Origin of the sequence: Avibacterium sp. 21-586, assembly GCF_026226775.1 — a bacterium.
Taxonomy (GTDB): Bacteria; Pseudomonadota; Gammaproteobacteria; order Enterobacterales; family Pasteurellaceae; genus Avibacterium.
The window spans coordinates 404674-424379 of sequence record NZ_JAKKOD010000002.1 but is presented as its reverse complement, the minus strand read 5'-3'; the positions used below and the strand labels follow the sequence as shown (position 1 = coordinate 424379).

Sequence of the window (19706 nt, the reverse complement as noted above, 5' to 3'; positions counted from 1 at the left end):
TCGCAATAAATACGGTGATTTTATATTAATAAAAACACAAACTGAGAGGAGAATAATTGTTGTGTCTTTTTCTACTTTTATTCATAAAAGATCATCGTTTAACCCTTTTGTAATAGGAACAACATTATTGTTGGTCATTTTATTACTTATCGCAACGTTAATTTTTCCAGAAAAAACTACCGCACTGTTAAATGCAGCGAAGGCGGGCATCTTTGCTAATTTTAGTTGGTTTTATATTCTCGCCTTTTCTATTTTTCTTTGCTTTTTATTTATATTATCGGTAAGTAGTTTAGGTAATATAAAACTTGGAACAAATGAAGAAGAACCTGAGTTCTCCTTTATTTCTTGGCTTGCTATGCTATTTGCGGCAGGAATGGGGGTCGGTTTAATGTTCTTCGGGGTTGCTGAGCCACTTACCCACTATTTTTCCTCGATTACGACAGGCTCTCCTGAGCATAAACAACAAGAAGCATTATTACATACCTTTTTCCATTGGGGGATCCACGCTTGGGCAGTGTATGGCATCATTGCTTTAGCATTAGCCTACTTCGGTTTCCGATATAAGCTACCGCTTGCATTACGCTCTTGCTTTTATCCTTTATTAAAGGATCGTATTAATGGTAAGTTAGGTGATATGATCGATATTATGGCTTTAGTGGCTACTGTATTCGGTATTATCACCACATTAGGCTTTGGTGCCGCCCAACTGGGTGCAGGTCTTACCGAACTTAATCTAGTAGAAGAAAATAGTTTTGGGTTGCAAACAATCATTATCATCGCCGTGATGTCTATTGCCGTATTTTCTGCTATTTCAGGTGTAGGAAAAGGCGTAAAACTACTGAGTGAAATCAATCTGGGTTTAGCGTTAACCTTGATGCTATTTATTTTAGTTACAGGACCAACACTTTACTTATTAACGACGTTTAGCGATAACATCGGTATTTACTTAAGTAGCTTAGTACGACTAAGCTTCAAAACTTACGCTTACGAAACAGAAAATACGGCTTGGTTTACTGGATGGACAGTACTTTACTGGGCATGGTGGTGTTCCTGGGCGCCTTTCGTGGGCTTGTTTATTGCTCGTATTTCACGGGGTCGAACTATCCGTGAATTTATTTTTGGCGTACTGGCTGTGCCAAGCTTATTCAGTATCCTTTGGTTTACTGTTTTCGGTGACAGTGCCATTTGGTTAGAATTGAATGTCGCTGATGGTGCATTACATGAGTTCACTTCAGCGCCAGAACAACTATTATTTAAATTCTTAGATTATTTACCGCTCCCAGCCTTTACTGGTACATTGGCATTAATCATCATTTCTCTGTTTTTTATTACTTCTGCGGATTCTGGTATTTATGTACTAAATAATATGGCTTCCCGTGATAAAAGCCTTTCAGCCCCACGCTGGCAAGCCGTTATGTGGGGATTGGTGATGATGGTGCTTGCTATTGTATTAATGCGTGAAGGGGGATTGGGAACGCTACAAACAATGACACTACTTGTAGCCTTACCTTTTGCAATGCTAATGTTAGTGATGTGCATCAGTTTATGGAAAGGTCTAAATGCAGATCAAAAATATTTCTCGGCAAAGGTTACGCCTACTAGCTTATTATGGACTGGTGATAAATGGAAAGAACGTTTGAGCCAAATGCTTAACCAAACTCAAGAAAAGGATATTGTGAAATTCCTCAAGCGTATTGCCTTACCTGCAATGCGTGAATTGCGTCAAGAGTTAGTTGAAGTTTACAACCTCAATGTTCAAGTTGTCCAATCACTTGATGGAGAAGAACCAAATGTAGAACTCATCATCAAAAAAGAATCCATGCGAGATTTTATCTATGGTGTAAAATCAGTAAGCCATGAAATATCCTCACAGTTGGTGGATGATGAAAATCTACCACATATCCAACATTCTACTACTTATCAACCAATGACTTATTTTGCCGATGGTCGTACTGGTTATGATGTACAATATATGGACAGAGATGAGCTTATTGCTGATATTCTACGCCAATATGAACGCTATATCAGTCTATTAGAAGATGTTGGGCAAGAACTGATGTCACATGAACAAACTGAACTTGCTGAATAATTTTTCATCTTTTTGATAAATTTTGATAAAAGATACAGTGCGGTCAAAAAATGATAGAATTTAAGACCGCACTTTTACTATCAGAAATCACTCTATTTTAGCTATTTATGGAGAAGTTATGGACATCGCATTTATATTATCTGCCATTGTTGGCTTAGGAATCGTGGCTCAGTGGCTAGCTTGGTATTTAAAACAACCATCAATTCTATTTTTATTATTGATCGGAATTATTGTTGGCCCGGTACTCAATCTATTCAATCCCGATGTGATCTTGGGAGATTTACTCTTCCCATTTATCTCACTTGGCGTCGCAGTGATCTTATTTGAGGGGGCTCTTACACTCGAATTTGATGAAATCAAACAGCATGGCAAGGTCGTACAGCTTTTGGTTTCACTAGGAATGTTAATCACCGTCAGCGTCATTTCCATTGCCACCTATTTTCTTTTTGATATAGATTGGCGAATTGCCTTGTTATTTGGTACGCTAGTCTGCGTAACAGGGCCAACAGTCATTGTGCCACTATTACGCAGTGTTCGCCCTAACAGCAATATTGCCAACATTCTAAAATGGGAAGGTATAATCATTGACCCGATCGGTGCTATCGCCGTAGTGTTGGTGTATGAATATATCATTTCAGGTGGGCAATCTAGTGAAATCGGAACATTCGCTAAAATTATTGGCATAGCAGGCGTGATTGGTATGACAGGCGCGTGGTTACTGGCTAATTTAATTAAACGTCATATGATCCCAGAATATTTACGTAATGTGTTCGTACTAGCCTACATTTTGCTATTATTTACCATATCGAACCATTTTGCTCACGAATCTGGGTTATTAACCGTAACTGTATTGGGCGTATCATTGGCAAACTGGAAAGGCTTTCCTAAAGATCATATCTTAGAATTTAAAGAGTCTCTCACTGTGTTACTGATTTCTACGTTATTTATTATTTTAGCTGCACGAGTAAATTTACAACACCTCGTAAACGTGGGAATGGCAGGAATTTTACTGCTGTTCATAGCAATGTTTATTGCTCGCCCTCTTGCTATTTGGCTTTCCTCAATAGGTTCAAGTTTAACCTTAAATGAAAAGCTGATGATCAGCTGGATAGGACCTAGAGGTATCGTAGCAGCCGCAATTTCTTCGTTATTTGCCATAAAATTACAAGAAACCTTACTTCAAGGTGTTGAATTACTGGTTCCCTTGGTATTCACCATTATTATCGGTACAGTATTAATTCAAGGTTTAGGGGCAAAAGCCATCGCAAAATTGCTCAATGTACAAGAATCAGTATACAAAGGCGTGTTGATTATTGGCTCAAACCCTGTTGCATTAGCCATTGCAAAATCTCTGAAAGAACAAAATGTAGAGGTATTAGTAGCCAGTCGTCATTATAACGAAGTAGCAAAAGCCAGAATGTTAGGTCTTAAAACTTATTACGGTAATCCTGTTTCTACGCACGCGGACGGACATTTAGACCTTATTGGATTGGGCAATATGTTTGCGATTAGCACCGACAAAGAGCTCAACACCTTATCAGAAATACATTATCGCCACGAATTTGATAAAGAGAACATTTATCGTATTCGCTTTAGTGATGAGAGTAATCCAACGGAACGTTATGATATTCAAGACAATTATCGTTCTAACTGGTTATTTGGTAAAAATGTTACTTATGCTAAATTGGCAAGTATGCTCGCTAAAAATGCGCGCATTAAAGTAACTAATCTTACCGATAACTATACCTATCAAGATTATAAAGCCACAAATAAACAATTTGTTCCACTATATACTATCGATGATAAAGGTTTTATTACGATTATTAATGATGAAGATAGCATACCAACCAATTGCCGTATTGTGGCATTAGTCTCGGAAGAACTATCATAATAGAAAGGCAAAAATAAATAAAAAAGTGCGGTGTAAAACAATGGAAAATTTACACCGCACTTTCTTATTCATAGAAATCTAAAAAAGAGCTAGGCATTAAACCAATTTATCCGATTTCTTAGTTAAACCACATCAAATATGCTACAGAACCAATCACAAATACACTGATCAGATTGAGCAAGATACCTGCACGAATCATTTCACGTTGTTTCACTTCACCAGTACCAAACACAATGGCGTTCGGCGGTGTAGCAACCGGTAACATAAAGGCACAAGATGCCCCTAAACCGATGATTAATGCAAGACCAAGCTCTGGCATTCCTAAAGATTGTGCAATGGAGATAAAAATCGGCACTAATAACGCCGCACTTGCGGTGTTAGAAGTAAATTCCGTTAAGAAGATGATAAAGGCTGCCACCAACAAGCCAATGAGATAGAAATGTCCACCTTCAATTAAGAATACGATACCATCAGCCAAAATGCGGCTTGCACCAGAATCACGCAATACGGAACTTAGGGTTAAACCACCACCGAACAGCATTAACACGCCCCAGTCCGTGTTGTTTTGTAACTGTTTCCAAGAAGCAACACCTGTGGCACAAATCACCACGGCAGCGAATAGCGCAATCACACTATCAAAGCTGGCAATTTTTTTCTCAAGCCCTAATAAGGAAGAAAGCATCGGGTTGATTTTACTACTGAACACCCAACATAATGCAATTAAAACAAAGATCGCAAGGGTGATAATACGTTTGGAATTAAACTCAATTTTTTCAAAATCTTGTTTGAAATGTAGGTTTAATTTCGGACGGAATACCATATACAACGTACCAATCATAATCGGCATTAATAGAATCATCACCGGTAAACCATAACTTAACCAATCGGAGAAAGTGAGTTTAAGTTGAGTTGCCACAATGTTATTTGGTGGGCTACCTACGAGTGTTCCCATACCACCGATACTAGCACTATAAGCAATCCCTAATAACACGAAAACATAGGTATTATGCTCACGCTCTTTATCCATTTGGCTTAAAATCCCCATTGCCAACGGTAGCATCATTGCAGCGGTTGCGGTGTTACTCATCCACATTGATAAAAATGCGGTAATGGTAAAGAGATAAAGCACCGCTACCAATAAACGCCCACCGGCTAATGCCATAATTTTGTTGGCAATCATACGGTCGATATTTTGTTGGTGTAAAGCTGTGGCAAGCGCAAATCCCCCAAAGAATAGGAAGATATTTGGATCAGCAAAGGCAACCAACGCCTGTTTGGTAGTAACCAAATCCAACACAATGGCCAACAGTGGCACTAAAAGTGCAGTAATGGTAACGTGTAAAGCTTCAGTGAGCCATAATACGGCGATAAATGCCAGCATTGCTAAGCCTTTGTTCGCTTTGGGATCGAAAGGAAGAAAATTCAATAAAACAAAGAAAAGCACCATATCGGCAATAAGAATAATCCCATTGCGATGTGAGGTGGTTTGAATTGATGTTGCATTCATAATAACTCCTCTTTATGGTTGTTATTTGTGCTAACTTTTTTGGGGTTAGCCATAAAGACAAGCTAACGTTATCAACTTGTTAATAAAAAGCAATAAAAAATTTGTGGTTTTGTGAGGCAGGTCAGAAAAATAATGAGGTAAATCGTAACAAACAGAATAAGAAAAGAAAAAACAATAAAAAATAGTGGCAAGAAAAACTTGCCATTATCTTAATCCTTAATCAAATTATTCTTCTTCGGAATCTTCTAGCTCTAACGGTTCTTGGGAAAGAATAATGCCAGTTAAATCTGCATACACATAGTCTTCAGGGTAGAAAGTGACGCCACCAAAATTCACTGGCACATCGACCTCCCCTTGTGTATCATCACTTGCACCCACTGGAATTGGCGCAAGTGCTTGAATACCAATATCTAAATTTTCTAACTGCTGAATTTGGCGAACGGCACCGTAAACAATAATCCCTTCCCAGCCGTTATCGAGGGCAAGCTGAGCAAGATCAGCATCAATTAAAGCTTGGCGAACCGCACCACCACCATCAACTAATAATACCCGACCCTCACCGTTTTCTTCCAAAATTTCAGCAATTAAACCATTACGTTCAAAGCATTTTACCGTGGTCACCTTACCGTAAAATGAGGTTAATCCGCCAAAATTAGAAAAAATCGGTTCAACAACATCAACTTGATCGAAATAAACATCGCACAATGTGGAAGTATCAATACACATAAGTTCACCTTTTTACACTGAAAATGATTATCCTAGTATATGCCTATTGCTAGCCCACTAGCAAGCCGAAACTAAAAAGTAAGTTGGTTAAAAGCGCTAACATTGACATTTGCCCGAGCATTGGACGCAATAACAGGGGATCTTGGCTACGATACACATACAAGGCGTGCTTCACCAATAAAGGATACGCCAAAAGAAAAATAAAGCTCAATAAATGGTGGAAATTCGCTAAGGCAAAAATCACATAACACAATGCCCCTACGGCTAATAAAGTGCAGTGATAAATTCGTCCATTTTTTGCTCCAAGACGAACGGCAAGGGTGTTCTTGCCTGCTTTTTTATCTTGCTCAATATCGCGTAAATTATTGATATTTAATACCGCGGTGGCAAGAAGCCCGGTTGCAAGTGCGGGTAAAAAAATCATTAAATTTAATTGGTGAGTTTGCAAATAATACGTACCGCATACGCCCAAAATACCAAAAAATAGTAGCACTGAAATATCGCCCAACCCCATATAACCATAGGGCTTTGCGCCTACGGTATAAGTAATCGCGGCAATAATGGCAAGCCCACCTAAAAGAGAAAATGCCAAGAGATCCGCATAACTTTGATACGCAATACCAATTAACAGAAAACCAAAAAATAAACTCGCTAAGATCACCACAGTTAGCCCTTTTTTCAGCTGCTGCGCACTAATTACGCCATGCTGAATGCCACGCAACGGTCCGATACGCTCTGCGGTATCACTGCCTTTTTGATGATCACCATAATCATTGGCAAAGTTAGAAAGAATTTGTAGCAACAAGGTAGTAATTAAACACAACAGACTGATTTTCCAGCTAAATTGATGATCCCAATAGGCAAGCGCTGCTCCCATAACAATCGAAGCGGCGGCTAAAGGCAGGGTTTTTGGTCTTGCGGTTTCTACCCACATTTTAACAACTTGTTTATCCATATTTTTCACTTATCTTTCTAAATCCTGATTTTGGCGTAAAATATCCCAAAGAATGGGCTATTGTACTCATTTATTTTCGCCATTTTAACTGTTTAAGGAAAATATGTCGCAACTTAATTTAACCCTTTCTCCTATCGGGATTATTCATACGCCTTATAAAGAGAAATTTTCCGTGCCACGCCAGCCTAATTTAGTGCAAGACGGTGTTGGCACAATCCGCTTGCTCGCACCTTATAACCAACCTGAAGCCGTGCGTGGTTTAGAACAGTTTTCTCACTTATGGCTTATTTTCCAGTTTGATAAAATCCCTACAGGCAAATGGCAGCCCACTGTTCGCCCACCACGTCTTGGTGGCAATCAACGCATTGGCGTATTTGCCTCACGCGCCACACATCGCCCCAATCCTTTAGGACTTTCCAAAGTAGAACTGAAACGCATTGAAAGCAATCAAGGTGAAGTCTTGTTGCATTTAGGCTCGGTTGATCTGGTGGACGGCACCCCTATTTTTGACATCAAACCCTATATTGCCTATGCCGACAGCGAACCCAATGCCAATTCAGGCTTTGCCCAACAACCACCCGAAGCAAAATTACAGGTACGTTTTACTCCACAAGCTCAAGTGCAATTAATAAAGTGCGGTGCAAAATATCCAAATTTTCAGCGTTTTATCACTGAAGTGCTACAACAAGATCCCCGCCCCGCTTATCACCAAAGTAGCAACGCTGATCGCATTTATGGAATGCGATTGTATGATTTCAATATTCGCTGGTGGGTGAAAAATGGTGAGTGGGTGGAAGTAATTGAGATTGCAGAAGAATAAGGCTAGCCTACATAAAAAGCGTTCAAATATCCCCAATTTGAACGCTTTGCTTTTTCCTATTCGTTCTTACATTAAGGCGTTGTATAGTAAACCTGCCAACACGGCCCCTGTAACTGGGCCTAATACTGGCACCCAACTGTATTGCCAATCCGCAGTCGTGTTTAAGGTTTTACCTAATAAGCCAAGGGTTAGACGAGGACCGAGATCACGGGCAGGATTGATGGCATAACCTGTTGTACCGCCTAAGCTCAAACCAATAGCCCATACTAAGATTGCCACCGGTAATGCTCCAAGCGAACCTAAACCTATTGGTGTGGTGGCCCCTTCAGGAAAATCCACACTTGCCCCCGTAATATAGAAAATCACGAATAATAAAACAAAGGTACCAATCACCTCACTAATAAAATTGCTCGCATAGTGACGAATGGCTGGTTCAGTACAAAAACACGCGCGCTTTGCGCCTTGTTCTTCAGTGGCTGCAAAATGATCTTTATAGAAAATATACACAAGTAGTGCGCCGAACACTCCCCCTGCGACCTGTGCGATAATATAGCCTAAAATCATTGAAGGCGCGAAGCTACCAATAACCGCCAAGCCAAGGGTTACCGCAGGATTAAGATGTGCCCCACTATAAGGCCCAGTTACCACCACAGCCACATAAACCGCAAACGCCCAAGCCGTGGTGATCACAATCCACCCTGAACCTTGTCCTTTGGTTTTATTTAAGCAGACATTTGCAACTACGCCGTTACCGATTAAAATCAATAATGCCGTACCAATAAATTCAGCTAGATAAGCATTCATAATGTACTCCTTTTAATACATTTTATTAGATCTGTAATTTTCTTTCGTTTAGATCCAAAAAGTGTTCTTTTGAATATTATCGGTGCGTATTTCATTATTAATAAAAAAGTATTTAAAGCAATACTTTTTATAAGTATTCATTTACTTTTTCTTCAATTTGTTAGCTTGATCACATTTTAATATATTGATTATTATTGATAATCTAGTACCTAGCTGATAATAGGGATAGACGAAAATATTTTGTGAAGTAGATCAAAAATTTGAATATTCCCCATTTTAAATTTGAGTGTTTTCGATTATTTTTCTAAAAATTATTTCGTTTTAGCTCAAAAAAAAGGTTCTAGTAAGTAAAAAGGTGCAACATTTTACCTACTCTAATAAACAATAAAGAGGATCGATTATGGCAGAGAAAAAATATATTATCGCTTTAGATCAAGGCACAACCAGTTCCAGAGCAGTATTGCTCGATCATAATGCTAATGTTGTTGAAATTGCACAACGTGAATTTACTCAAATTTACCCACAAGCAGGCTGGGTAGAGCATAATCCAATGGAAATTTGGGCAACACAAAGTTCCACCTTAAACGAAGTGGTGGCAAAAGCAGGCATTTCTTCTGATAGTATTGCCGCAATAGGGATCACGAATCAGCGTGAAACCACCATCGTATGGGAAAAAGAAAGTGGCAAACCGGTTTACAATGCCATTGTGTGGCAATGCCGCCGCACCGCCGACATTACCGATAAACTCAAAGCTGACGGCCACGAAGATTATATTCGTAAAACCACAGGATTGGTGGTAGATCCTTACTTTTCTGGCACTAAAGTGAAATGGATTTTGGATAATGTCGAAGGCGCCAGAGAAAAAGCTGAACGTGGCGAATTGCTTTTTGGTACGGTCGATACTTGGCTCGTGTGGAAGCTCACCCAAGGGCGTGTACACGTTACGGATTACACCAATGCGTCTCGTACCATGTTATTTAACATTCATACCAAACAATGGGATGACAAAATGCTCGAAATTTTGGACATTCCAAAATCAATGCTACCCGAAGTGCGTAATTCTTCGGAAATCTACGGACAAACCAATATCGGCGGAAAAGGCGGGGTGCGTATTCCAGTGGCGGGTATTGCAGGAGACCAGCAAGTCGCCCTTTATGGACATCTTTGCGTTCACGCAGGACAAGCCAAAAATACCTATGGCACAGGCTGCTTTATGTTAATGCACACAGGCGATAAAGCCGTACAATCGCAAAATGGCTTGCTCACCACCATTGCTTGTAATGCCAAAGGCGAACCTGAATATGCCTTAGAAGGTTCAATTTTTATGGGCGGTGCATCAATTCAATGGTTACGTGATGAACTCAAAATTGTTCACGATAGTTTCGACAGCGAATATTTCGCACAGAAAGTGTCTGATTGTAACGGTGTTTATGTGGTTCCAGCCTTTACTGGTTTAGGCGCGCCTTATTGGGATCCTTACGCCCGTGGTGCAATTTTAGGCCTATCCCGTGGCGCAAACCGCAACCACATTGTGCGCGCTACCCTTGAATCTATCGCCTATCAAACTCGTGATGTGTTAGAAGCAATGCAATCCGATTCTGGGGAAAAACTCAAATCCTTACGCGTGGACGGTGGCGCAACAGCCAATAATTTCCTAATGCAATTCCAAGCGGATATTCTCAATACCCCAGTTGAACGCCCTGTAGTGAAAGAAGTTACCGCCCTAGGCGCAGCTTATCTCGCCGGACTTGCCACCGGATTCTGGAAAGATTTAGATGAATTGCGTGATAAAGCCGATGTTGAACGCACTTTCCTACCTGATGACGATGAAGCCAAACGCACGAAACGTTACAAAGGCTGGAAAAAGGCTGTGAAACGTGCATTAGAATGGGAAAAAGATGAGGATTAATCAACTCATCCTCGAATAATAAATCTCTCCCTTATGATTAACGATGAGTTAAGGGGGAGAGATTTCTCTCTGCGCCATAAATATTCCTCTGAAATTTCTCGAAAAATTTCCCCTTCCCCTTGCTCAGTGGTTAAGTTTTGATATGATAGCCTAATATATTTTATACATTTTCATAAATAAAGGTAAGAGATAACAAAATGGCCGATGATAGCCAAAATACTGGCTTAGAAACCACAAATAAAAAAAGTTTTTTGCACTCCCTATTTGGGCGTTTTTTCCAAGGCGAGCTAAAAAACCGTGACGAATTAGTGGAGGTAATCCGTGATTCCGAACAAAATGAATTAATCGATCAAGATACCCGTGAGATGATCGAAGGGGTAATGGAAATCGCCGAATTACGCGTGCGTGATATTATGATCCCACGTTCACAAATTGTGTTTATTGAAGCCGATCAGCATCTGGATTCTTGCTTGGAAACTATTATTGAAAGCGCTCACTCACGTTTTCCTGTGATCACGGATGAAAAAGACAACATCGCAGGGATTTTACACGCCAAAGAATTGCTCAAATTTTTGCGTTCTAATGCAGAAGAATTTGATTTACTTTCCCTGCTTCGCCCAGTAGTGATCGTGCCGGAAAGTAAGCGCGTAGACAGAATGTTAAAAGATTTCCGCTCTGAACGTTTTCATATGGCGATTGTGGTAGACGAGTTTGGTGCAGTGTCGGGCTTAGTCACCATTGAAGATATTTTGGAACAAATCGTTGGTGATATTGAAGATGAATTTGATGAAGAAGATGTGGCGGATATTCGTCAGCTTTCTCGTCATACTTATGCCGTGCGTGCATTAACGGATATTGAAGATTTTAACCAACAATTCCATACAGATTTTACCGATGAAGAAGTGGATACCGTGGGCGGTGTAGTAATGCAAGCCTTTGGTCATTTGCCGAAACGGGGGGAAGAAATCACCCTTGAAAACCTGCACTTCAAAGTCACTTCCGCAGACAGTCGCCGCATTATTCAGTTGCGCGTTACGGTGCCTGATGAATGTTTGGAAGAAATGGAAACTCTCGAAGAAAATAACGATAACACGCAATGAAATCACCATTAATTTATCTTATTGCTTTATTGTCAGGGGGATTAGGTGTGCTTGCCTTTTCTCCTTTTGACTTTTGGGGCGCGGCCTATGTTTCCCTATTGGGATTATTATGGGTCGCAAAAACAGGGAAAAAAAGCACCGCACTTTGCGGCGCATTTTTGTGGGGCTTAGGCTTTTTTACTTTTGGAGTAAATTGGCTACATGTTAGTATTCACCAATTTGGTGGTTCCCCCCTGTGGCTCAGCTATATTTTAGTGTTACTACTAGCGGCTTATCTCGCCCTATTCCCAACGCTATTTGCCTATTTAATACAACGCTTTAAGATTAATAATCTTGCGATGTATCCCGTACTTTGGACATTCACCGAATTTTTACGCGGTTGGTTATTTACGGGATTTCCATGGTTGCAATTTGGCTACACACAAATCGACAGTCCATTTTCAGGGTTAGCACCAATCTTTGGTGTGCAAGGACTAACTTTCTTTGTAATGTGGGTAAGTGCGGTGCTTTTTTCGCTGATTTCTCACCTATTACAAAAAGATAAGAAATGGTTGGTGATCACTTCACAATCGGCGTTGTGTTTAATTGTAAGCGGTTTGGCGATCTGGTCATCGTCCGCCAATTATACGCAAGAAAAGCCAGAAAAAGCCTTAACTATCACCCTTGTGCAAGGCAATATTGAACAAAATTTAAAATGGGATCCTACCTATCTTAACGCCACTTTAGAAATTTACAGCCGTCTTATTGCCCAACATTTAGGTAAAACTGATCTTATTATTTTACCGGAAGCAGCATTACCGACCTTAGAAAATCGCATTCAGCCATTTTTCTCTTCTTTGCAGCAAATGGCACAGGAAACAGGGACAGAAGTGATGATTGGCACAATTTATCAAGATTGGGAAAAGGGAAAATTATTTAATTCCATCATTAATTTAGGCGATCCTAATTTACCTTATCGTGAGCAAACCAGCAACCGCTATAACAAACATCATCTCGTGCCATTTGGTGAATATGTACCGTTGGAAAGTTTACTACGTCCCCTAGGTTCGGTGTTTAATTTACCGATGTCAGCATTTCAATCAGGGGAAGAAATTCAAAAACCATTTTTAGCCAAACAGCGCAAATTCACCCCTGCAATTTGTTATGAAATTATTTTTGGTGCGCAAGTGCAGAAAAATCTGCGCACAGAAACGGATTTCTTACTGACCCTTTCCAATGATGCGTGGTTTGGCAACAGCATCGGCCCTTGGCAGCATTTGCAAATGGCAAGAATGCGTGCATTAGAATTAGGCAAACCTGAAATTCGCGCCACTAACACAGGAATCACAGCCTTTATTGATGCCAAAGGTAAAATCATTGCCCAAGCACCACAGTTTGTGGAAACAACTTTAACCACACGTATTGCACCAACAATCGGCAACACACCTTATTCCAAGTTAGGGGATATCCCCTTGTATTTATTGTGTTTTTTACTAGTTCTATTACGTGCGGTAAATCTATTATTGTGGAAAATGATAAAAAAAAGAGCTTAGCGAAAAGCTAAGCTCTTGTATTTTATCGGTTTTAATTTTTATTTCTTCAACGCCCCTAAAATCCCACGCATAATTTGCTTAGTGATTTGGTTGCGAATATTGCGTCCCACTGATTTAGCAACACCACTCACTACTTGCTCTGTAACGCTAAGCTGTTCGCCACGTTTTTTCTTACCAAACAACATTCGGCTGAGACTTCCCATAAAGCCGTTTTCTTCTTCCTCTTGGGCTTGTGCCGCTTGCTTTTGGGCGACGGCAGCCAAATCTGCCTGTTCTTGCAACATTTCAAAGGCAGAAATATTGTCCACATAATTATTGTAATAAGGATAAAGATCATCATCTTTCACCCATTGATTACGCTGTTCAACAGAAATTGGTTTAAGTTGACTTTTCGGTGGACAAATATAAGCAATTTCCACTGGTGTTGGCATTCCTTTTTCATCAAGAAAAGACACCAAAGCCTGCCCCACGCCCAAGGTTGAAATAGTTTCTACCACATTTACCGTTGGATTGGTGCGGAAAGTTTCTGCAGCAGATTTCACCGCTTTTTGATCACGCGGTGTAAACGCTCGTAGGGCGTGTTGCACACGATTCCCCAACTGACCTAGCACAGTATCTGGCAAATCTAATGGATTTTGCGTAACAAAATAAATCCCAACGCCTTTAGAACGAATCAAACGAACCACTTGTTCCACTTTATCCACCAACGCAGCTGGCGCGCCGTCAAATAATAAGTGAGCTTCATCAAAAAACATCACAAATTTTGGTTTATCCGGATCGCCCACTTCAGGCAATTGTTCAAATAATTCCGCCATTAACCATAGCAAAAATGCACTATACATTTTTGGGGAATTAATTAATTTTTCTGAATTTAATACGTTGATTACGCCACGTCCATCACGGGTTTGTAGCCAATCATCAAGGTTTAAAGCGGGTTCGCCAAACAATTTGCTAGCCCCTTCGTTTTCTAAGGCAAGTAACGCACGCTGAATTGCCCCCACACTAGCGGCGGACACATTGCCATATTCCAATTGGAACGTTTTGGCATTTTCTGCCACATATTTGAGCATTGCACGCAAATCTTTCAGATCGATAAGCAATAAACCTTTATCGTCCGCCACGCGAAATACCAAATTGAGCAAACCTTCTTGCGTGGCATTGAGATTTAATAAACGAGAAAGTAACAATGGCCCCATTTCAGAAATGGTGGTGCGTAATGGAATACCCGTTTCCCCGAACACGTCCCAGAAAGAAACAGGATAACCTTGCAAATAGCTTTCACCACCTAGATGAAATTGTTCGATGCGCTCTGCCACCTTGCCTTGGAATTCACCGGCTTTTACCAAGCCTGACAAATCCCCTTTCACGTCCACCAAAAACACGGGGACACCATCATCGCTGAACGCCTCCGCCATTTTGCGTAAGGTAACCGTTTTACCTGTTCCTGTTGCCCCTGCAATTAAACCGTGGCGGTTTGCCATTTTGGCAGTAATACCTAAAACAGCGCCTTGTTCTGTCTGAGCTAATGAATATTGCATATAAGCCTCTAAAATCAATCAAAATACAGTTGCATAATAAGAAAAAAATAAAGCGCGGTCAAAAACTATCACAAATTCTGTGTAATCCGTACTTTCACTGTAACATTAGCAAATGAAATCACTGAGTTGATGTGATATCCTTATGCTAATTTAACAAGCAAATTGAAAGATAATTGTTGGAAATGAACGAAAAATGCACCTCACTTTGTCCTTGCCAATCAGGTAAAATCTATCAAGATTGTTGTCAACCATTACATCAACAAAGCAAAATAGCAGAAACGGCTGAACAACTAATGCGTTCGCGTTATTCTGCTTTTGTGTTGCAACATATTGATTATATTGTAGAAACAACCGTACCAAGCCAACAAGCTCTGCTGGACTATCAGGCTTTAAAACAATGGGCGGCACAAACCCAGTGGCTTGGTTTAGAAGTGGTAAAGCACAGTCCTACATTAGATAAAATCCATAGTGCGGTGGAATTTAACGCCAAATTTGCCAACGCCGATAGGGAGCAAATTCATCACGAAAAATCCTTATTCGTAAAAGTAGGAAAACACTGGTACTTTGCTGATCCGACGGTTCCATTACCTACGATGAAGCAACCTTGTATCTGTGGCTCAGGGAAAAAATTTAAACATTGTTGTGGAGTAATGCTATGTCAGTTTTATGGCAAAAATTAAACCTTTTTTTCAAAGTTTTTTGGTTGCGATTTAATCAAAATAAGCTTAATCAGGCAGCAGGTTATCTTACTTACAGTACGATGCTAGCACTCGTTCCATTGATTATGGTTATTTTTTCAATTTTCTCAGCGTTTCCTGTATTTAATGAAGTCACAGATCAGCTCAAACAGTTTATTTTTACCAACTTTGCCCCCTCTGCAAGTGATACCGTTGGCGCATATATTGATCAATTTGTCTCAAACTCTAAACAAATGAGTGCTGTGGGTATTATCAGTTTAATTGTAGTAGCACTCCTGTTAATCAATTCTATTGATCGCACTCTTAATGGAATTTGGCAAGATAGTAGTGTTCGTCCAACCGTATTTTCTTTCGCTATTTATTGGCTAATCTTAACACTAGGGCCAATAATCATTGCCACAAGTATTGGAGTTAGCACCTATGTGACCAAACTTGCTACTGATTTACTACAATCTGATTTAAGCTTACCTTTTGGTTTGAAATTACTTAGTTTTATCCCATTTATACTGACTTGGTTTATTTTCACTCTAATTTATAATCTTGTACCCAATAAATCGGTCAGGCTTAAACATTCTGCTGCTGGCGCGTTAGTCGCGGCCGTTTTCTTTACTTTAGGCAAACAAGCTTTTGCTTGGTACATCACCAATTTCCCTTCTTATCAACTTATTTATGGCGCAATGGCAACCCTGCCAATTATGCTACTGTGGATTCAGCTCAGCTGGATTGCTATTTTGCTCGGTGCGCAACTGGCTGCAGTGCTCGGTGATATGCGTTTATTAAAAAATGGTGAAATTGAGCTACAACAAATTGAGGAACAATAATGATCGCATTAATTCAACGAGTTAGCCAAGCCAAAGTGGAAGTCAATGGCGACATCACGGGGCAAATTCAACAAGGTTTGTTAGTGTTGCTTGGCGTGCAAAAAGAAGATAATGAAAGCAAAGCAGATCGTTTACTAGAAAAAGTGCTGAACTACCGAGTATTCAGCGATGAACAAGGTAAAATGAATTTAAACGTACAACAAGTGAATGGTGAATTACTCGTGGTTTCCCAATTCACCCTTGCCGCTGACACTCAAAAAGGCCTACGTCCCAGCTTCTCAAATGGTGCAGCACCACAAAAAGCCGAACAACTTTACGACTACTTCGTACAAAAAAGTCAACAACGCATTACCACCGCCACCGGCAAATTTGCAGCCGATATGCAAGTGAGCTTAACTAATGATGGACCGGTTACGTTTTGGTTGAACGTGTAAAGTGCGGGTAAAATTAACCAATTTTTATAAAAATCGTCACACAAAGTGGGCATTAGTGCCCACTTTTTTTTGTCTAATGTGATTTGTTCAGGGCAGGTTATTTTTTCGCACGTTGTTCAGCGTGGGCTTTTTTCTGCTCTTTCATTTTTGCACTGATTTCACGACGTTGGGTGGCGAGTTCAGCGTTACGGATACGGTATTCGTCCACACGACTGTCATAGTCATCACGCATATTTTCGATAATAACACGAATATCTTCCACGCTCATATCATCGCGAATATATTGGTTTAAATTTTCTAATAAAAGTACACGTTTTTGGTTATCACGGATTTTGCGGTTATTGTCATCAATATCACGCAATAGTTTATTTTTTAAACGATACATACGCACATACTCCAAGACATCTTGGAAAGATTGTTTATTCACAGTTTCCATAAATTTAAACTCTCTGGTTAGATTAAAATAAATTCAAGCGAGTGAATCCTGTTGTCTAGGTTAATGTAGTCTTTTTTGCTTTTTTCGTCAAAGTATTCCGCCATTTTTTGTGGGGAAAATCAAAAATTTTTCTGAATTAAATAAAAGCGGTTGATCCGACTCCCTTGAGGTGATAAAACTAACAAATTCTTTTTACACAACCATCATAATTAGGAACGAAAAATGACACAGGTATTTAATTTTAGCGCAGGCCCTGCGATGATGCCGCGCGAAGTGTTAGAACAAGCGCAAGCGGAATTATTAAACTGGCAAGGTCAGCACACTTCAGTTATGGAAGTGAGCCACCGCGGCAAGCTGTTTATGGAACTGATTATCCAAGCAGAAAAAGATTTTCGCACGCTTTATCATATTCCTGATAATTACAAAATTCTCTTTTTACAAGGTGGGGCGCGCGGACAATTTGCTGCTGTGCCGATGAATTTAATTGGCGAGAAAGGCAAGGCGTTATATTTAACCAGTGGGCATTGGTCGGCGACAGCAGCCAAAGAAGCCCGTTTATTCTGCGAGGTTGATGAGATCAATATTTTATCAGAAGGCGCAGAATTAGAAGTCAATCGCCTTGATTTCAGCGATATTGCCGATCAATATGACTATGTGCATTATTGCCCGAATGAAACCATTAGTGGTGTGGAAATTTTTGATGTGCCAAAGGTGGGCAATGCGGTATTAGTGGCAGATATGTCTTCCAATATTCTTTCGCGCGAAGTGGATATTAACCAGTTTGGCATTATTTATGCGGGTGCACAGAAAAATCTTGGGCCTGCTGGGATCACCATTGTGATCGTGCGTGAAGATTTAATCGGCAAAGCGCGCAAAGCCACGCCTTCTATTTGGAATTATGAAGTGCAAGCCAATAGTGATTCGATGATCAACACCCCCCCAACGTTTGCGTGGTATTTGTGCTCTTTGGTGTTCAAACATTTGTTGGAACGTGGTGGTGTAAAGGCGGTAGAAAAACGTAATCAAGAAAAAGCCAAATTACTTTATGATTATTTAGATCAAAGCGACTTCTATCATAATTCTGTGGCAAAAAACAACCGCTCTTTAATGAATGTGACCTTTAGCACAGGTAATGATGAACTTAATATGAAATTTGTGAGCGAAGCCGCAGAGGCGGGCTTGCAAGCCTTAAAAGGCCATAAAGTCATTGGCGGAATGCGCGCCTCCATTTATAACGCAATGTCAATTGAAGGGGTGAAAGCCTTAATTTCGTTTATGGAAAAATTTGCCGCCGAAAATCGTTAATTTTATTTTTTATCAACAAGTAAAAACAAGGAATAAAAATGCAATTTATTGATGTTGCAAATGAAGGGGTGAAATCCCTCTCCCCTTATCAAGCAGGCAAACCCATTGAAGAATTAGAACGTGAACTTGGCGTGCAAAATATTGTGAAATTAGCCTCTAACGAAAACCCTTTCGGCTTTCCACAAAGTGCGATTGATGCAATTCAAGCGCAGTTACCCCATTTGACGCGCTATCCTGACGCCAATGGTTTTGAATTAAAAGCGGTAATCGCCGAAAAATTTGGCGTGAAGTCTGAACAAATCACCCTTGGCAATGGCTCAAACGATTTGTTGGAATTATTCGCCCACACTTTCGCCAGTGAAAAAGATGAAATTATTTATTCGCAATATGCGTTCATTGTTTATCCATTGGTAACCAAAGCCATTAATGCGGTGGCAAGAGAAATTCCCGCCAAGAACTGGGGACACGATTTAAACGGCTTTTTGCAAGCGATCAATGACAAAACTAAGCTCATTTTTATTGCGAACCCAAATAATCCAACGGGAAATTTCCTTTCCCAACAAGAAATTGAACAATTTTTAGCACAAGTGCCAGCCCATATCATTGTGGTGCTTGATGAGGCCTATACAGAATTTACTCGCCCCGAAGAACGCATTGACTCTTTTGCCCTTGCGAAAAAATATCCAAATCTCATTATTTCTCGCTCCCTTTCAAAAGCTTACGGATTAGCGGGATTACGCATTGGCTATGCGGTGTCTAACCCTGAAATTGCAGATTTATTAAACCGTGTGCGTCAACCGTTTAACTGTAACGTACTCGCACTTTCCGCGGCGGCGGCGGTGCTGAAAGATGATGCTTTCGTAGAAAAAGTGGCTGAAAACAACCGCACTGAAATGCAACGCTATGAACAATTTTGCCAGCAACATCAGTTGGAATATATTCCGTCCAAAGGCAATTTCATCACCATTAATTTTAAACGCTCAGCGCAGCCTATTTATGAACAATTATTGCGAGAGGGCGTGATTGTGCGTCCAATCGCAGGTTATGGAATGCCGAATCATTTGCGCGTGAGTATTGGTCTGCCAGAAGAAAATGATAAATTTTTCACCGCACTTTTGAATGTATTAAATAAGGGCTAAAG

17 protein-coding genes are annotated in these 19706 nt (G+C 40.2%); 11 read left to right on the top strand and 6 right to left on the bottom strand.

Annotated features, from left to right (window positions below):
- Positions 1-61 precede the first annotated feature (61 nt).
- Together L5B71_RS09740 and L5B71_RS09735 are read left to right on the top strand one after the other, a co-directional pair.
- Entirely contained in the window at positions 62-2089 is a 2028-nt protein-coding gene (locus tag L5B71_RS09740; RefSeq protein WP_265758175.1) for a BCCT family transporter, read from the top strand.
- A gap of 118 nt (positions 2090-2207) precedes the next feature.
- Positions 2208-3980 (top strand): cation:proton antiporter, encoded by a 1773-nt coding sequence (locus L5B71_RS09735; protein WP_265758173.1) that lies wholly within the window; start codon positions 2208-2210, stop codon positions 3978-3980.
- A gap of 118 nt (positions 3981-4098) precedes the next feature.
- On the opposite strand, the gene L5B71_RS09730 is transcribed toward L5B71_RS09735, so the two are convergent.
- From L5B71_RS09730 to L5B71_RS09720, 3 genes are all read right to left on the bottom strand, one after another.
- The gene (locus L5B71_RS09730; protein WP_265758172.1) at positions 4099-5487 is read right to left on the bottom strand and encodes a DASS family sodium-coupled anion symporter; all 1389 of its coding nucleotides are present in this window, start codon (positions 5485-5487) and stop codon (positions 4099-4101) included.
- A 225-nt stretch (positions 5488-5712) separates the two neighbouring features.
- Complete coding sequence (gene rraA / locus L5B71_RS09725; protein WP_265758171.1) at positions 5713-6213, bottom strand: ribonuclease E activity regulator RraA; 501 nt, start codon at positions 6211-6213, stop codon at positions 5713-5715.
- A gap of 49 nt (positions 6214-6262) precedes the next feature.
- Positions 6263-7168 carry a 1,4-dihydroxy-2-naphthoate polyprenyltransferase gene (locus tag L5B71_RS09720; protein ID WP_265758169.1) on the bottom strand — a complete coding sequence of 302 codons (906 nt, stop codon included), beginning with the start codon at positions 7166-7168 and terminating at the stop codon, positions 6263-6265.
- A 103-nt stretch (positions 7169-7271) separates the two neighbouring features.
- On the opposite strand from L5B71_RS09720, the gene tsaA reads away from it, so the two are divergent.
- Entirely contained in the window at positions 7272-7988 is a 717-nt protein-coding gene (gene tsaA, locus L5B71_RS09715; RefSeq protein ID WP_265758168.1) for a tRNA (N6-threonylcarbamoyladenosine(37)-N6)-methyltransferase TrmO, read from the top strand.
- Positions 7989-8054: 66 nt separating this feature from the next.
- On the opposite strand, the gene L5B71_RS09710 is transcribed toward tsaA, so the two are convergent.
- Entirely contained in the window at positions 8055-8792 is a 738-nt protein-coding gene (locus tag L5B71_RS09710) for an MIP/aquaporin family protein (protein WP_265758166.1), read from the bottom strand.
- A gap of 400 nt (positions 8793-9192) precedes the next feature.
- Here L5B71_RS09710 and glpK point away from each other — a divergent pair, with 400 nt between their 5' ends.
- The 3 genes from glpK (at position 9193) to lnt (ending at position 13333) form a co-directional block, all read left to right on the top strand.
- Positions 9193-10701: a glycerol kinase GlpK gene (glpK, locus tag L5B71_RS09705; protein ID WP_265758164.1), complete on the top strand. Its 1509-nt coding sequence runs from the start codon at positions 9193-9195 to the stop codon at positions 10699-10701.
- A 197-nt stretch (positions 10702-10898) separates the two neighbouring features.
- Positions 10899-11801: a CNNM family magnesium/cobalt transport protein CorC gene (corC, locus tag L5B71_RS09700; protein WP_265758163.1), complete on the top strand. Its 903-nt coding sequence runs from the start codon at positions 10899-10901 to the stop codon at positions 11799-11801.
- A complete protein-coding gene (gene lnt / locus L5B71_RS09695; protein ID WP_265758162.1) occupies positions 11798-13333 on the top strand; it encodes an apolipoprotein N-acyltransferase in 1536 nt (511 codons plus the stop codon). The genes corC and lnt overlap by 4 nt, the downstream gene beginning before the upstream one ends.
- 38 nt (positions 13334-13371) lie before the next feature.
- Here the strand turns inward: lnt and L5B71_RS09690 are convergent, their stop codons facing one another.
- A complete protein-coding gene (locus L5B71_RS09690; RefSeq protein WP_265758161.1) occupies positions 13372-14871 on the bottom strand; it encodes a helicase HerA-like C-terminal domain-containing protein in 1500 nt (499 codons plus the stop codon).
- A gap of 182 nt (positions 14872-15053) precedes the next feature.
- Between L5B71_RS09690 and L5B71_RS09685 the strand changes: the two genes are divergently transcribed.
- The 3 genes from L5B71_RS09685 to dtd are packed head-to-tail and all read left to right on the top strand — an operon-like array spanning position 15054 to position 16824.
- The gene (locus L5B71_RS09685) at positions 15054-15551 is read left to right on the top strand and encodes a YchJ family protein (protein WP_265758160.1); all 498 of its coding nucleotides are present in this window, start codon (positions 15054-15056) and stop codon (positions 15549-15551) included.
- Complete coding sequence (locus L5B71_RS09680; RefSeq protein WP_265758159.1) at positions 15527-16390, top strand: virulence factor BrkB family protein; 864 nt, start codon at positions 15527-15529, stop codon at positions 16388-16390. The genes L5B71_RS09685 and L5B71_RS09680 overlap by 25 nt, the downstream gene beginning before the upstream one ends.
- Positions 16390-16824 (top strand): D-aminoacyl-tRNA deacylase, encoded by a 435-nt coding sequence (gene dtd, locus L5B71_RS09675; protein WP_265758158.1) that lies wholly within the window; start codon positions 16390-16392, stop codon positions 16822-16824. Before L5B71_RS09680 ends, dtd begins: the two co-directional genes overlap by 1 nt.
- Before the next feature lie 97 nt (positions 16825-16921).
- Here the strand turns inward: dtd and L5B71_RS09670 are convergent, their stop codons facing one another.
- The gene (locus L5B71_RS09670) at positions 16922-17260 is read right to left on the bottom strand and encodes a DUF496 family protein (protein ID WP_265758157.1); all 339 of its coding nucleotides are present in this window, start codon (positions 17258-17260) and stop codon (positions 16922-16924) included.
- A 222-nt stretch (positions 17261-17482) separates the two neighbouring features.
- On the opposite strand from L5B71_RS09670, the gene serC reads away from it, so the two are divergent.
- Together serC and hisC are read left to right on the top strand one after the other, a co-directional pair.
- Positions 17483-18565 carry a 3-phosphoserine/phosphohydroxythreonine transaminase gene (gene serC / locus L5B71_RS09665; RefSeq protein ID WP_265758156.1) on the top strand — a complete coding sequence of 361 codons (1083 nt, stop codon included), beginning with the start codon at positions 17483-17485 and terminating at the stop codon, positions 18563-18565.
- Positions 18566-18603: 38 nt separating this feature from the next.
- Positions 18604-19704, top strand: a complete 1101-nt coding sequence (hisC, locus tag L5B71_RS09660; protein WP_265758155.1) for a histidinol-phosphate transaminase — start codon at positions 18604-18606, stop codon at positions 19702-19704.
- Positions 19705-19706 lie beyond the last annotated feature (2 nt).